This is a genomic window from Donghicola eburneus (assembly GCF_900115865.1).
In the GTDB taxonomy this organism is placed as follows: Bacteria; Pseudomonadota; Alphaproteobacteria; order Rhodobacterales; family Rhodobacteraceae; genus Donghicola; species Donghicola eburneus.
The window spans coordinates 48032-61654 of record NZ_FOXY01000003.1 but is presented as its reverse complement, the minus strand read 5'-3'; the positions used below and the strand labels follow the sequence as shown (position 1 = coordinate 61654).

15 protein-coding genes are annotated in these 13623 nt (G+C 58.4%); 3 read left to right on the top strand and 12 right to left on the bottom strand.

Annotation, left to right across the window (positions count from 1 at the left end; all coding sequences use genetic code 11):
• Positions 1-97 precede the first annotated feature (97 nt).
• Positions 98-748: a carbonic anhydrase gene (locus tag BM225_RS05620; protein ID WP_072708452.1), complete on the top strand. Its 651-nt coding sequence runs from the start codon at positions 98-100 to the stop codon at positions 746-748.
• A gap of 10 nt (positions 749-758) precedes the next feature.
• On the opposite strand, the gene BM225_RS05615 is transcribed toward BM225_RS05620, so the two are convergent.
• The 4 genes from BM225_RS05615 to BM225_RS05600 all read right to left on the bottom strand — a co-directional run bounded on the left by BM225_RS05615 (position 759) and on the right by BM225_RS05600 (position 3455).
• Entirely contained in the window at positions 759-938 is a 180-nt protein-coding gene (locus BM225_RS05615) for a hypothetical protein (RefSeq protein WP_072708454.1), read from the bottom strand.
• A 232-nt stretch (positions 939-1170) separates the two neighbouring features.
• Positions 1171-1641 carry a hypothetical protein gene (locus BM225_RS05610; protein WP_072708456.1) on the bottom strand — a complete coding sequence of 157 codons (471 nt, stop codon included), beginning with the start codon at positions 1639-1641 and terminating at the stop codon, positions 1171-1173.
• Positions 1642-1821: 180 nt separating this feature from the next.
• Positions 1822-2271 carry a hypothetical protein gene (locus BM225_RS05605; protein WP_072708458.1) on the bottom strand — a complete coding sequence of 150 codons (450 nt, stop codon included), beginning with the start codon at positions 2269-2271 and terminating at the stop codon, positions 1822-1824.
• A gap of 161 nt (positions 2272-2432) precedes the next feature.
• Positions 2433-3455 carry an aspartate-semialdehyde dehydrogenase gene (locus tag BM225_RS05600; protein WP_072708461.1) on the bottom strand — a complete coding sequence of 341 codons (1023 nt, stop codon included), beginning with the start codon at positions 3453-3455 and terminating at the stop codon, positions 2433-2435.
• 117 nt (positions 3456-3572) lie between these two features.
• On the opposite strand from BM225_RS05600, the gene BM225_RS05595 reads away from it, so the two are divergent.
• Positions 3573-4616, top strand: coding sequence for a succinylglutamate desuccinylase/aspartoacylase family protein (locus BM225_RS05595; protein WP_072708463.1), 1044 nt, complete (start codon positions 3573-3575; stop codon positions 4614-4616).
• 3 nt (positions 4617-4619) lie between these two features.
• On the opposite strand, the gene BM225_RS05590 is transcribed toward BM225_RS05595, so the two are convergent.
• A complete protein-coding gene (locus BM225_RS05590) occupies positions 4620-5951 on the bottom strand; it encodes a lytic murein transglycosylase (protein ID WP_072708465.1) in 1332 nt (443 codons plus the stop codon).
• Between the two features lie 211 nt (positions 5952-6162).
• Here BM225_RS05590 and BM225_RS05585 point away from each other — a divergent pair, with 211 nt between their 5' ends.
• On the top strand, positions 6163-6867 hold the full coding sequence (locus BM225_RS05585; protein ID WP_072708467.1) for a glutathione S-transferase family protein: 705 nt from the start codon (positions 6163-6165) through the stop codon (positions 6865-6867).
• Here BM225_RS05585 and rnr read toward each other — a convergent pair.
• From rnr to dapD, 7 genes are all read right to left on the bottom strand, one after another.
• On the bottom strand, positions 6848-9103 hold the full coding sequence (gene rnr / locus BM225_RS05580; protein ID WP_072708468.1) for a ribonuclease R: 2256 nt from the start codon (positions 9101-9103) through the stop codon (positions 6848-6850). The genes BM225_RS05585 and rnr overlap by 20 nt on opposite strands.
• A 53-nt stretch (positions 9104-9156) precedes the next feature.
• Complete coding sequence (locus BM225_RS05575; RefSeq protein WP_072708470.1) at positions 9157-9582, bottom strand: GNAT family N-acetyltransferase; 426 nt, start codon at positions 9580-9582, stop codon at positions 9157-9159.
• Positions 9579-10724 carry a succinyl-diaminopimelate desuccinylase gene (dapE, locus tag BM225_RS05570; protein WP_072708472.1) on the bottom strand — a complete coding sequence of 382 codons (1146 nt, stop codon included), beginning with the start codon at positions 10722-10724 and terminating at the stop codon, positions 9579-9581. The genes BM225_RS05575 and dapE overlap by 4 nt, the downstream gene beginning before the upstream one ends.
• A 57-nt stretch (positions 10725-10781) precedes the next feature.
• Positions 10782-11117, bottom strand: coding sequence for a hypothetical protein (locus BM225_RS05565; RefSeq protein ID WP_072708474.1), 336 nt, complete (start codon positions 11115-11117; stop codon positions 10782-10784).
• A 60-nt stretch (positions 11118-11177) separates the two neighbouring features.
• The gene (locus BM225_RS05560) at positions 11178-12209 is read right to left on the bottom strand and encodes a sodium:calcium antiporter (protein WP_072708476.1); all 1032 of its coding nucleotides are present in this window, start codon (positions 12207-12209) and stop codon (positions 11178-11180) included.
• Positions 12210-12287: 78 nt separating this feature from the next.
• On the bottom strand, positions 12288-12542 hold the full coding sequence (locus tag BM225_RS05555; RefSeq protein ID WP_072708478.1) for a GlsB/YeaQ/YmgE family stress response membrane protein: 255 nt from the start codon (positions 12540-12542) through the stop codon (positions 12288-12290).
• Between the two features lie 132 nt (positions 12543-12674).
• Positions 12675-13502, bottom strand: a complete 828-nt coding sequence (gene dapD / locus BM225_RS05550; protein ID WP_072708480.1) for a 2,3,4,5-tetrahydropyridine-2,6-dicarboxylate N-succinyltransferase — start codon at positions 13500-13502, stop codon at positions 12675-12677.
• Positions 13503-13623 lie beyond the last annotated feature (121 nt).

The following is a 13623-nucleotide window of genomic DNA, read 5'->3' as shown; positions in this document are numbered from 1 at the left end:
CAAAACCGTTATTTCGCGGAAGAACAAATATTTAAATCCCCTCGCCATTTGGGATATAGAGCGCTAATTTTGCTCAAAATGCCTCGGAGGATGATGAATGAAGTTCGCGAAGCCGCTGCCGTCCTACCTGCTTCAGCGCTATCAGGGCTGGCACGCAACCACCTATACCGAGAACAAAGCGTGGTATCGCCGACTCGCTGACGAGGGCCAGCGCCCCCGTGCGATGGTAATTTCTTGCTGTGATTCTCGTGTGCACGTGACCTCCATCTTTGGTGCGGACACTGGTGAGTTCTTTATTCACAGAAACATTGCAAACCTCGTACCACCCTACGAGCCTGACGGGCTGCAGCACGGTACGTCTGCCACAGTCGAGTACGCCGTAACCGCGCTCAAGGTCGCGCACCTGATCGTGCTGGGTCACTCGAATTGTGGGGGTGTTGCAGGCTGCATGAGCATGTGCAGTGGGCATGCGCCCGAGCTGGATGAAAAAACCAGCTTTGTCGGTCGCTGGATGGACATTTTGCGCCCCGGCTATGCCGCCATCGAACACGTCGAAGGTGAGCAAGAGCGTCTTCGCGCGCTGGAAAAGAAAGCGGTCTGTGTGTCGCTGGAAAACTTGATGACCTTCCCCTTCATCGAAGAGGCTGTGAACAACGGCACTTTGTCGCTTCACGGTCTATGGACCGATATCGGCGAAGGGTCGCTGGAATACTACGAAGCCAAAGACGACAAGTTCCTACCCGTCTGATCGCGGCACATTAGGGGGCAGCGCGCTGCGCCATTATCTCTGATTTTGCCTGAAGGTCCGATTTGAACAGCCGCTCTATTTCAGAGCGGCTGACTTTTTTCCGGATGGGTGCATCGGACTGCTCTGCCACGTGATCCGCCGAAGCTGCAGCGAGTTTACGTGCAGCAATCAGGTGTCCGAATGTGAACATGGCGTGCCTCCATCCTTTGGTGAGTCCATCTTATTTTAGACTGTTCAGCGCGGCGGCACTTGCTGGCCCTTAGGATGATTCAGGGATGGATAAGAATAGTGACCCCGTCTTTCGGTGACGCGCGCCACCCAAAATGTCCGCGATCTACAGAGAAGCCGTTTGATCAACGGACAAGCGGCCAAAGAAAAAGGCGCAGCCGAAGCTGCGCCTGCACTCACGACACGTGAAATCGTTATTGGGTCATGGTGACGTTATCTTGGTCCGTCACACGGGCGACGATGAAGCACTCACCGTAGCCTTCGAGCAGGGCCGCGTTACAGATATCCAGTGCCACCTTGTCCGAGTCTTCAAAGCTCTGGAAATCGGTCGCGGTGCCGGTCACCACTTCGGCGTTTTGAACGCCACAGTTATCCGGTACATCGGCAGGCAATTGCGGTACGGCCAGCGAAGCGTAGCCTTCGGTTTCAGCGGCCCAATCAATAATGTCCGCTTTGTCGTTCTCGCAAACAGTCTCTGCGACGGTCAGGTGACGAGCTTCTGGGTACATGGTACCATCGTTCACAACGGGGACCATTGGCGAGTCAGGACCGTGATACTGTACCGAACCTTCGGTGTCCTCAATCAGTTCTACTTCAGATTCAGCAAAGCCCATCGCGGGCACAAGGGCAATAGTCGAAGTAAGTACGAAGGTCTTGAAAGTCATAACTAATTCCTCTCGATCATGTTCTGGACACCCAACGTAGCGGGGCGCAATACGTTCCGAGGAAAACTTACAAAACGGGGCAGCTCACGCGTCTGTTACAGCGCGTGATTGGGCATTTTTCTGGCAAAGCTGCGCGAAAATCTTTGCAAAGCCATGGCTTAAGTCCATTTTTCCGGTGGCTCAGCGACCGTCCGCAACCCGTGCCACAAGGATACATTTTTCGTACCCATCCAGCCGAGTCGCCTCGCATCTGGCCAAAGCTGTGCGCTCTGCCCCCTCTTGTGTCGCGAAACCATCGGCAAACCCGCCCCGCAGGTTTGGGTTCAGGATATTACAGTCGGGCTCTACTCCATCGGGCAGTTTTGGGCTGGCCACAGCACCGTATCCAGTCGTCTTAGCGGCCCAGTCCAGAATCCGCTCGCGGTCGTTGGTGCACATACCTTCGGGCACCACCACGTAGCGTCCTCCCGCCACAGTCACGCTGGGGGCATAGACAATCGATTTGAGTTCATAATGGCTGCGGTATTGGTAGGCATTTCCGGTCGACTGGATAAATTCCCGTTCACCGGCCATCAACGGCGAGACCCATAGGGTCAGCGCGCCGCACGCTGCTACACACAGTCTGCGCATCGGGCTTTCCAAACATAACTACAAGAAAAGATCCCCCACAGTATGCGTGAAAGTCGCACCCCCAAACAACCTCAGGAAGAATTACATATGGCAAAAGCCAATGAAAAAAGGCGCACTCTTGCCGAGCACGCCTCTAATTTCATGTCGCATTTGAGCGGATTTCAGCCCTTTTTCAGGACCCGCTTGCCCAGCGTCTCGGCGATCTGGACTGCGTTCAGGGCAGCGCCCTTGCGCAGGTTGTCCGAAACGCACCAAAGGTTGATGCCGTTCTCGATGGTCACGTCCTGACGGATGCGGCTGATGAAGGTCGCATAGTCACCAACGCATTCTACGGGGGTGACGTAGCCACCGTCTTCGCGCTTGTCGATGACCATGATACCGGGCGCTTCGCGCAGGATGTCACGAGCTTCGTCTTCGTCGAGGAAGTCTTCGAATTCGATGTTGATCGACTCCGCGTGGCCAACGAACACAGGAACGCGCACGCAGGTTGCAGTCACCTTGATCGAGGGATCCACGATCTTCTTGGTTTCGGTGACCATCTTCCACTCTTCTTTGGTGTCGCCGCTATCGAGGAACACGTCGATATGCGGGATCACGTTGAAGGCGATCTGCTTGGGGTACACCTTAGGCTCTTTTTCCTGACCGGGGACATACATGCCCTTGGTCTGGTCCCACAGCTCGTCAATCGCCTCTTTGCCGCTGCCCGACACCGACTGGTAGGTGCTGACGACGACGCGCTTGATCTTGGCGCGGTCATGCAAAGGCTTCAGCGCGACAACCATCTGCGCGGTCGAGCAGTTGGGGTTCGCGATGATGTTCTTCTTGCCGTAGTTGTCGACGGCTTCGGGGTTCACTTCGGGAACGACGAGCGGCACGTCGGGATCGTAGCGGTAGAGCGAGCTGTTATCGATGACAACACAGCCAGCCGCTGCTGCGATCGGCGCGTATTTTTTGGTCGCATCCGACCCGATGGCGAACAGAGCGATATCCCAACCCGAGAAATCGAACTGTTCGATATCCTGAGTCGTGAGTGTCTTGTCGCCAAAGCTTACTTCTGTGCCGAGGCTGCGGCGGCTTGCCAGCGCTGCCAACTCATCGACGGGGAACTGGCGTTCCGCCAGAATGTTCAGCATTTCGCGGCCCACATTGCCTGTGGCGCCGGCGACGACGACCTTATAGCCCATATTTGGGTCCTCCGTTACAGTACGGCGGGCGGTGTACTCTATCCTACGGCTGTCGAAAAGGGCTTCACCCTCGCGATTGCGTGTGAAACAGAGGGATGACGTCAGAAAGTTGCAGATATGACCCGCCGCAAGCCTTTTGAAATTGCCGGATGCTCTATTCCGGCTGGCCTTCGGGCCACGGTCGACCTTCCGGTTACGGTTCAGTCCGACCACACCCCCGTTAATCTATCGGTCCATGTGATTCATGGCGCCAAAGAGGGCCCGACCATGTTCGTCAGCGCTGGCGTTCACGGAGACGAGGTGATCGGCGTGGAAATCGTGCGCCGACTCTTGCGCGTGCCCTCGCTGAATCGCTTGGCGGGCACCCTGCTGGTAGTACCGATCGTGAACTCCTTTGGCTTTCTCAGCCACTCGCGATATCTGCCAGACCGACGCGACCTGAACCGCAGCTTTCCAGGGCATCCGACTGGATCACTGGCCAGCCGTCTCGCCCACATCTTCTTGAACGACGTAGTTTTGCGCGCGGATTTGGGCATCGACCTGCATTCGGCGGCCGTACACCGCACCAACCTGCCACAAATCCGCATCTCGCCCGGCAATGATCGCCTGATGGACTTGGCCAAAAGCTTTGGCGCGCCTGTGATCATGACCTCGAAACTGCGGGACGGATCGCTCCGTGGCGTCGCCAAAGAGCGCGGCGTCGACATTCTGCTGTACGAAGCGGGCGAAGGATTGCGCTTTGACGAGATGGCCGTGCGTACGGGCGTCGCCGGTATCCTGCGGGTGATGCGCGACCTTGGAATGATCGCGAAAAAGGGCGTGCCAACTGCGAAAACTGCTCCGTTGATGTCGCTAAACTCTGCTTGGACACGTGCCCCGATGGGCGGACTGATGCGGACTTTCAAGCGGCGCGGCGAAATGGTCAGCGAAGGCGATGTCATGGGCATGATCTCTGACCCCTTTGGTGAAAAAGAGACAGAGATCATCGCCGAAAGCAGCGGGATCATAGTGGGCCGAGCTGTCATGCCCGTCGTGAACGAAGGCGACGCGATCTACCACATCGCGCAGGTCAAACAGACCGCGGCCGCCGAGGACACTGTTGAGTTGATGCACGCCGAACTTCTGGCCGCACCCATGTTCGACGAAGACGAGATTATTTGAGCTCTAGCGTAGCCGCTGCAGGAGCCTGAGCGACGGATACCCATCAGGTATCAGGCCTGCGGACTGCTGATAAGACCGCACGGCGTCGATTGTGTTCGGCCCAATCCTTCCGTCGATCCCTTGGGTCGAGAAACCGGCACGGGTCAGGCGGTCCTGCAACTCTTTGCGCTCAGCAAAGGTCAGGGCCCGATCCCCGCGCGGCCAATCCGATTGGATTGGACCTGCCCCCTTGAGACGGTCACTCAAGTGCCCAACTCCGATCACATAAGCATCGGCGGTGTTGTACCGCTCAATGACCTCAAAATTCTTGAAGATCATAAACGCTGCGCCTTGCGCCCCCGCAGGCAGCAAGATCGAGGCAGACCCGAAATCTCGCACAGGCTTGCCCGACATGTCCGTGATCCCCAACCGCGCCCAATCTGAGGGCATGCGCAGGGTTTTGCGATCCGCGAGCGTGTAGTCGAACCCTTGGGGTATCTTCACCTCGACTCCCCAAGGCATTCCGCTGACCCAGCCAAACTGCGCCAAATAGGCCGCAGTCGAGGCCAGCGCATCTGTGGGATCGTCGCTCCAGATATCGCGGCGGCCATCACCGTTAAAATCGACCGCATAGTCCAGATAACTGGTCGGAATAAACTGCGTGTGTCCCATCGCTCCCGCCCATGATCCGGTCATATTCCGAGGTGCGACATCCCCTGACTGCAGGATTCCCAGCGCCGCCACGAGCTGCTGCTCGAAAAATGCGCCGCGCCGTCCATCGAAAGCCAGAGTCGACAATGCGCTGACAATATCAGTATCGCCGCGATAACTGCCGTATGCACTTTCCAACCCCCAAACAGCTGCCACCACTTCTTTGTCCACGCCATAGCGCTTTTCAATCGCGTTTAGGGTGCTCGCATACTTTTGCAGAGCGGCTTTGCCATTTCGGATCCGCGCGTCCGACGCTGCACTGTCCAGATAGTCCCAAAGTGTCTTGGTAAATTCTGATTGGTTGCGGTCACGCCGGATCACATCAGGCAGATATTGCGCACCAGAAAAGGCACGTTTCAGCGTGGCCTCGCTGATCCCGCCTGCCCGCGCCCGCCTATAAAAGGCACGAACCCAGTCATTATATCCTGGATTTGCGGATATCTCGGTCACAGGCGGCACCTCTGCAGTTCGGGCCAGCGCAGGGCGCGCTTGGGGGCGTATTACGTCTGCAGAATAACCAGCGCTTTGCGAAAGTGCCACCGGCGTTGCGGGCCGCACCACAGGACGCAACGCCAGATCTGTTGCCGCCACCTGCGTCGCAAAGAGCGCCAAAACTCCTGTCGAAACTCTCAACCAGAGGGACATTTTCGATACCTGCTCTTATTATTCAAGCGTGAAAGGCTAACGCACACACGGCAACTGGCAAACGGACCGCCCTGAATTCCCAAGGAAATGGCAGTGTTTTGCGCATTGCAAGGAAATAGCGCAGCAATCCGCCCACATACCCGACCGCGCACAACGGGATTTTCCAAACCCATGCTAGGCTGGCGCAACTCCGATTTTACCAACATTGCGCATGATCACCTTACTGACGTTCCCAGCGGGTCTGCACGAACCTTCGCTCAGTCCCTTTTGCTCGAAAACGATCCATCTTCTGAACATGTCGGGGCAACCTTGGCAGCGCAAAGACGTGTCCAACCCGTCCCGCATGCCCCATGGCAAACTGCCCGTCTTGCAATGGAACAACGAAACCATCGCCGACAGTCACCTGATCCAAGCCGCTCTCGAGCGGGCCGGCACAGATTTCTACGCGACCTGCGCCTTTGAAGATCGCGCAAAAGGTCAGGCAATCATGCGGTTGATCGAAGATTGGCCCTACCACGCGCTAGTCCACGACCGCTGGGTCCACGATGACGGATGGGCGATTTTCAGAGCGGCCTTTTTCGGGGAGATGCCCGCAGTGATGCGGGCGCCCGTGGGCGAAATGATCCGCAAAAGCGTGCGGCGCGGTCTGGAACGACACGGAATTGCCCGCTGCACCGAGGCCGAGCGCCTGGCTCTGGTCGAACGCGACCTGTCGGCGCTGGCCGAATTTCTGGGGGATCGGCCCTATGTACTGGGGGATACCCCCACCGCAGCTGACGCAGCCTGTCTGGCAGTCCTAGGGGCGATCCGCAATTTACCGATGGAAACGCCCCTGCGCCACCGCATCCGGTCCGACAAACGAATCATGCTCTATCTGGACCGGTGCGGTCAGGCGTTTACTTCCGCTTACGCTTGACCTTGCGCTCGATCCGGTCGCGCTTGCGCTTTTCCTTGACCATCTTGCGCTTGGCCGGACCCCTTGCAGGGCGCTGCTTGCCGCGGGGCAAGGCTTTGCCTTCGATCTCCAAGAGTTCCAGCGTCAGACCACCGGTCACGGCAACCGCTTCGGCAATGCGAACTGTCACGCGCTGCCCCAAGCCGATCAGAAGGCCGGTTTCCGAGCCCATCAGGGTCTGACTCTCTGCGTCGTGGTGGAAGAATTCACGCCCCAGCGTACGGATCGGCAAGAGCCCGTCTGCACCGGTTTCGTCCAGCTTCACAAAGGCCCCGAACCGCGCAATCCCGCTGATCCGGCCGGTCATCTCTGCACCCACCCGTTCTGACAGATAGGCCGCCAGATAGCGGTCAGTCGTGTCCCGCTCGGCCATCATGGACCGGCGCTCGGTGTCCGAGATATGCTTGGCTGTGGTTTCCAGACGCTCGATATCCTCGGGCGACAGGCCATCATCCCCCCACTTGTGCGCCGAGATCAGGCCGCGGTGCACGATCAGGTCCGCATAACGGCGAATGGGCGAGGTAAAGTGCGCGTATCGCATCAACGCCAAACCAAAATGCCCGAAGTTATCCGCGCAATAATACGCCTGTGTCATCGCACGCAGAGTGGAGAGGTTAATCAGTTCAGCCTCGTCACTACCCGCCGCATCGTTCAGCAGTTTATTCAGGTGACGAGTCTGCAGCACCTGCCCTTTGGCCAACGTGTAACCTGACTCGCTCGCGACCTCGCGCAGAGACTCCAGTTTGTCTGCCGGCGGCTCTTCGTGAACGCGGTACAGCAGCGGCGTGCGCTTCTTTTCCAGCGTTTCGGCGGCGCAGACGTTGGCCAGCACCATCATCTCTTCGATCAGCTTGTGAGCATCCAGACGCTCTTTCATCGTGATCGAGGCGACTTTGCCATCTTCCCCCAGCTCCACTCGACGCTCTGGCAGGTCCAGCTCCAACGGCTGACGATCCTTGCGAGCCTCGACCAGCGCGGCATAGGCATCAAACAAGGGATGAATCACATCATCCATCAACGGCGCGGTCTTGTCGTCCGGATTGCCATCGCGGCCAGCCTGCGCCTGCTCATATGTGAGAGAGGCCGCCGACTGCATCATCCCCCGTACGAAGCGATGACCGATCTTCTTGCCGTGGGCATCGATACGAATTTCGCAGGCAATCACAGCGCGCGGCACCCCTTCGTGCAGCGAACACAGGTCACCCGACAGACGGTCTGGTAGCATTGGCACCACGCGATCGGGGAAGTAGCTGGAATTGCCACGCTTGCGCGCTTCGTTATCCAGATAAGACCCGGGCTGCACGTAATGGGACACATCCGCAATCGCGACCCAAAGGACGAAACCGCCCTCGTTATTTGGGTCTTCGTCACGGTACGCCCAAACGGCGTCATCGTGGTCGCGTGCATCCGCAGGGTCGATCGTGACCAAGGGCATGTCGCGCATGTCCTCGCGACCCTTCATGCCAGCGGGCTTCATCGCGTCAGCTTCGGCGATCACCTTGTCAGGAAAGGCGTCGGGAATCCCGTGATGGTGGATCGCGATCAGGGACACGGCGCGCGGCGCGCTTGGGTCGCCAAGGCGTTCTACAATCCGCGCTTTGGGCAAGCCCATCCGGTGCTTGGGTCCAGCGGTTTCCGCCTCGACCAACTCGCCGTCTTTGGCGCCGCCAGTCAGACCTGCTGGCACGATCCATTCCTTGTCCGACCCCTTGTCGATCGGCACGATCCGGCCACCTTCGGAGCCCTCGCGGTAGACCCCTAGCATCCGCTGCGGGTTTGCACCAATCTTGCGGATCAGGCGCGCCTCATACTGGTAGTCCTGATCCTTGACAGCCTGCAGCTTGCCCAGAATGCGATCCCCTTCGCCAAGCGCCGGATCGGTCTGACGTTTGATATACAGGATGCGCGGCTCCACCCCTTCGCCATGCCATTCCAAAGGCTTGGCAAACTGATCACCATCAATATCGGGCGCGTGCATCATCAACACGCTGACGGGCGGCAGGGTGTCAGGGTCACGATAAGATTTCTTGCGCTTTTCCAGATGCCCCTCGTCCTCAAGTTCTCGCAAGAGAAGCTTTAATTCAATGCGCGCAGCCCCTTTGATGCCAAAGGCTTTGGCAATGTCACGCTTGTTGGCTTGGGTCGGGTTCGCTTCGATCCAGTTCAGGATGTCAGCTTTTGTGGGCAACTGCTTCATACCTTCGCCCCTATCACAGGCAAAAGGCGCCGTCATTCACAAAGCGAGAGCCCTTATCGAAGGGGCCTGCGCATCAAGAGGTGCGGAATTCCTGCGTCCTCGAATTCATCGCCTTCGGCAACATAGCCCAGTTTTTCGTAGAACCCGAGCGCACTGGTCTGCGCGGTCAGGATGGTTTCCTTGACCTCGGGCAGCTTCTTCATTTCCTTCTCGCATGCCCGAACAAGCGCCGCGCCAAGGCCTTTGCCCCGAGCCTCTTTCAGCACTGCAACACGCCCGATTTTACCCGCGCTCCCCTGCATAACGATACGCGCAGTGCCGACGGGACGGCCGTTCTTGGTCGCCAGAAGGTGCCGCGCGACCATGTCATAATCGTCATGCTCAATCTCGGCGGGGACGCCCTGTTCGTCAACGAACACGGTGAACCGGATAGCCATGCAGGCATCCAGATCATCGGTCGGGGTAATCTTGTAACTCATGCAAAATAGTCCGTCAGGATACGGGTGTAGATGTCCTTGAGCTGGCGGATTTGCTCGACCACAACGTATTCATCCACTTGGTGCATCGAGGTGCCCACCAGCCCGCATTCCACCACAGGGCAGTGGTTTTTGACAAACCGCGCGTCCGATGTTCCGCCAGAGGTCGACAGCTCCGGTGTTTTGCCTGTTACGGCCTGCACCGCGCTGACGATCATCTGGCTGAACGCACCGGGCTCAGTGACAAAGCTGTCGCCCGAGATGTTGGTGGTCATTTGGACCTCGACCCCAAATTCCTTGGCAACTTTGTCCGCTTCGGCGCGCATCCATGCAATCAGACTGTCGCCTGTGTGTGCGTCGTTAAAGCGGATGTTGACCGTGGATTTCACCTGATTTGGGATCACGTTCGTCGCAGCATTGCCCGTGTCGATCGTCGTGATCTGCAGGGTCGAAGGATCGAAGTGATCGGTCCCCTCGTCCAGCGTGTGACTGGCAAGGCGATCCATCAGACGCACCATAGGCGCCATCGGCGTTTTCGCGCGGTGGGGATAGGCGACGTGCCCCTGCTGGCCAATGATGGTGAACTTGGCGGTCAGCGACCCACGGCGACCGATCTTGATCATCTCGCCCATTTCATTCGGGCAAGTCGGCTCGCCTACCAGACAGTCGGTCATGCGTTCGCCCTGCGCATCCATCCAGTCCAGCAAGGCGACGGTGCCGTCCCGCGCCGGACCTTCTTCGTCTCCGGTGATTGTCAGGATCACTGCGCCGTCGGGCTTTTGCGTCTGAACGAAATCCACTGCAGCAGCGGCAAAGGCCGCCACGCCCGATTTCATGTCGCAAGCGCCGCGGCCGTACATGTTCGGGCCTTTGATTTCGGCACCAAAAGGATCGACGGTCCAGTCGGCCACATCGCCCACGGGCACCACATCCGTGTGCCCGTTGAACCCCAGCGACTTCGCCGCGCCTTTGGCCCCCCAACGGGCAAAGAGGTTCGGCGTACCGTTCCGGTCCACCCGCGTGCACTCAAAGCCCGCATCTCCCAGAACACCAGCCAGCAGTTCCAGCGCACCACCTTCTTCTGGGGTAACCGAGGGGCAGCGGATCAGGTTGGCGGTGAGATCGACAGGGCAGGTGTCAGTCATGGGTGGCTCCTTTGCTTCGGGGCCACTTTTATCGAAATCCGGACGGGATGACAGGGGTCAGTCGTAATAGGGGTCCATCTGCGCGATGATCACAGAGTTCTCTGCCAACGCGCGTTCCATCAACTCGCGCTCTTCGTCGCCAATCTCGTGGCCCTGCTTCTCTCGCTCTTCCAGCGTGCCGTATCCCGTCACATCCAGCGGGGCCATATCGGCCTGCTTCAGGATGGCAACGGTTTCACGAACCGCCTCAGCCTCGTCTACGCCGCTGGCATAGCACATAAGGCCCGCGCCGGTGGCGTTCTTGGGCAGGCCGTCGCCCTTCTTGCGGCCAAGCTCGATCACCAGCGTGTAGACCTGCTGTTTCTTGCGGGGTTTTTCGCTTTTCTCGGACATATTGGCCTCTGGATAACTGGACGGCCTGTCGATGGGGCGCAGCGGGCGCGAAGTCAAGCCTTAGCGGGCTGTGACCTCGACCGCGACGGCGGTGGCGTAGACCGCCATCATGAGCACACTCTCGATCCCGATCTTGGCGGGACCCTTGCGCTGACGCAGGATCAGCCCCCCGAGCAGAACCGCAGTCATCAGCATGCCTGTGGCCAACCAGTACAGATCGCTCATCCCCACCGCGTGGTAAAGCGAACCGTCGCGATAGGCCACGTCGGAGAACACAAGGAACAGCGTATCGAATGTGTTGCCGCCGATGATCCCACCCACCGCAAGCTGGAGCGCCCCGCGGCGCACGGCGACCAACGTCGTCACAAATTCGGGCAGAGACGTCACGACTGCCGTCACAAGTGAACCAACCAAGGATGACGACAGGCCAAAGCGTTCGATGAATTCACCGCCCACCTGCGAAATCACGAAGCCGCACGCGCCCATGATCGCCACCAGCACAACGAATACAGCGATGGGTTTAGATGCGGACTTGCCTGCCTCGTGGTCATCTTCAGGCTCGTCATGGCGGGTCTCGCGGGTTTCTACAGGTTTCCACATCGGGTTGTCGCTGACATCCCCTGCGATACGGACACCCCACACATACGCTAGGAACAGCGCGATAGAAGCCGGATGCACGCCGAAATAAGCGATGTCCGGTCCCGACATGGCCGCGATGGGCAGGGACAGCAGGATCAGAAGCAGCACAGCTTGGAACAGGTTCGCGGGCTCTGCGGCAGCGTGCTCTAGATTGGCGCGCTTGTGTAGTAGGTCCGCGATCGCCAAGAAGAGCGTCTGCGCCGCGATTCCCCCAACCGCGTTCGAAAACGCGAAACTGGCATCCCCGCTATAAGCCCCTGTTACGGAAACAACGACTCCCGATAGGGACGTCGCCCCGCCAAGGATCAGCGCACCTACCATCGCCTCGCCCAAGGCGGTGCGGTCGGCAATAATATCGGCCAATTCGGTGGCTTTGATCGAGACGACCACAACGACAAACGCAGCAATCGCAAAGACAGTAAACAATAGCGGGGTGGACAGGTCTGCGAACATGGATCCTCAACGCAAGCAAAAGGCCGGCAGTTCCACGTGGAACAACCGGCCCTTGGTTATCCGGTAAAAGGTCCAGAATTATGCAGGTTTACGAACCGCACGAGCGATGGCGATTAGAATACACGCACCAATAATACCAACGATCAGCTGACCGATCACACCACCCAGAGTGCCACCGAACACAACCATCAGAACCGCGTTCAGAACGATCGCACCTAGAATACCCAGAACAATATTCAGCAACAAACCCATGCGTGCGTGCATCAGCTTTTCAGCAATCCAACCCGCTAGGGCACCAACGATAATAGCAAGAAGCCAACCAAGACCGGCCATAATTATTCTCCTCAAAGACGAAACAGTTACTGTCCACTCAAGTCCGAACGTCCGAGGATTGTTCCCAATAAAAAAGGGCGCCCCGCGATGGGACGCCCACAATCCGTTCACAAAACTGAACAGAATTCCTGATCAGTCACGCAGCAGTTCGTTGATGCCGGTCTTGCTGCGGGTCTTTTCGTCCACACGCTTCACGATGACCGCGCAGTACAGGTTGATGCCGTTCTTCGAAGGCATCGAACCCGAAACGACGACCGAGTACGGGGGAACTTCGCCGTACATGACTTCGCCTGTTTCGCGGTCAACGATCTTGGTCGATTTGCCGATGTAGACGCCCATACCCAGAACCGAACCTTCGCGGATGATGCAGCCTTCGACGACCTCGGAACGCGCGCCGATAAAGCAGTTGTCCTCAATGATGGTCGGGCCAGCCTGCATGGGCTCCAGCACGCCGCCGATGCCGACGCCGCCGGACAGGTGCACGCCCTTGCCGATCTGAGCACAAGACCCGACGGTCGCCCAAGTGTCGACCATGGTGCCTTCGTCAACATAGGCGCCAAGGTTCACAAACGACGGCATCAGAACAACGCCGGGCGCGATGTAGGCCGACTTGCGCACGACGCAGTTGGGCACGGCGCGGAAGCCAGCGGCCTTCCACTGGTTCTCGCCCCAGCCTTTGAACTTGCTGTCGACTTTGTCCCACCAGCCACTGTCCTGCGGACCACCGGTCTGGATTTCCATGTCCTTGATGCGGAAGCCAAGCAGAACGGCCTTTTTCGCCCACTGGTTCACGTGCCAATCGCCGCTCTCCAGCTTTTCGGCGACGCGCAAGCTACCGCTGTCCAGAGCGTTCAGCGTGTCTTCGATCGCTTCGCGGGTCTCGCCAGTGGTGGCGGGGGTGATCTGGTCGCGGTTTTCCCACGCTGCCTCGATGGCGGCTTCCAGCTGCGCGTTGGACATTGGCAGGCTCCTTAGCAAGTGTTTGGCTGTTTCAAAACTTGCGGGCTTTTAGCCTGATAATCGGTCACTGTGAACGGGAAATACACATGTTTGATACGCCCGACTGGCAAAGCTGTTGGGA

Bases quoted from the DNA above. Each gene is read 5' to 3' on its own strand.
- dapD (WP_072708480.1), bottom strand. From the start codon at position 13,502: ATGTCCAACGCGCAGCTGGAAGCCGCCATCGAGGCAGCGTGGGAAAAC.
- BM225_RS05595 (WP_072708463.1), top strand. From the start codon at position 3,573: ATGACCCGCCGCAAGCCTTTTGAAATTGCCGGATGCTCTATTCCGGCT.
- BM225_RS05575 (WP_072708470.1), bottom strand. From the start codon at position 9,582: ATGAGTTACAAGATTACCCCGACCGATGATCTGGATGCCTGCATGGCT.
- BM225_RS05600 (WP_072708461.1), bottom strand. From the start codon at position 3,455: ATGGGCTATAAGGTCGTCGTCGCCGGCGCCACAGGCAATGTGGGCCGC.
- BM225_RS05610 (WP_072708456.1), bottom strand. From the start codon at position 1,641: ATGACTTTCAAGACCTTCGTACTTACTTCGACTATTGCCCTTGTGCCC.
- BM225_RS05590 (WP_072708465.1), bottom strand. From the start codon at position 5,951: ATGTCCCTCTGGTTGAGAGTTTCGACAGGAGTTTTGGCGCTCTTTGCG.
- BM225_RS05585 (WP_072708467.1), top strand. From the start codon at position 6,163: ATGATCACCTTACTGACGTTCCCAGCGGGTCTGCACGAACCTTCGCTC.
- BM225_RS05615 (WP_072708454.1), bottom strand. From the start codon at position 938: ATGTTCACATTCGGACACCTGATTGCTGCACGTAAACTCGCTGCAGCT.
- BM225_RS05620 (WP_072708452.1), top strand. From the start codon at position 98: ATGAAGTTCGCGAAGCCGCTGCCGTCCTACCTGCTTCAGCGCTATCAG.
- BM225_RS05565 (WP_072708474.1), bottom strand. From the start codon at position 11,117: ATGTCCGAGAAAAGCGAAAAACCCCGCAAGAAACAGCAGGTCTACACG.
- rnr (WP_072708468.1), bottom strand. From the start codon at position 9,103: ATGAAGCAGTTGCCCACAAAAGCTGACATCCTGAACTGGATCGAAGCG.
- BM225_RS05560 (WP_072708476.1), bottom strand. From the start codon at position 12,209: ATGTTCGCAGACCTGTCCACCCCGCTATTGTTTACTGTCTTTGCGATT.
- dapE (WP_072708472.1), bottom strand. From the start codon at position 10,724: ATGACTGACACCTGCCCTGTCGATCTCACCGCCAACCTGATCCGCTGC.
- BM225_RS05605 (WP_072708458.1), bottom strand. From the start codon at position 2,271: ATGCGCAGACTGTGTGTAGCAGCGTGCGGCGCGCTGACCCTATGGGTC.
- BM225_RS05555 (WP_072708478.1), bottom strand. From the start codon at position 12,542: ATGGCCGGTCTTGGTTGGCTTCTTGCTATTATCGTTGGTGCCCTAGCG.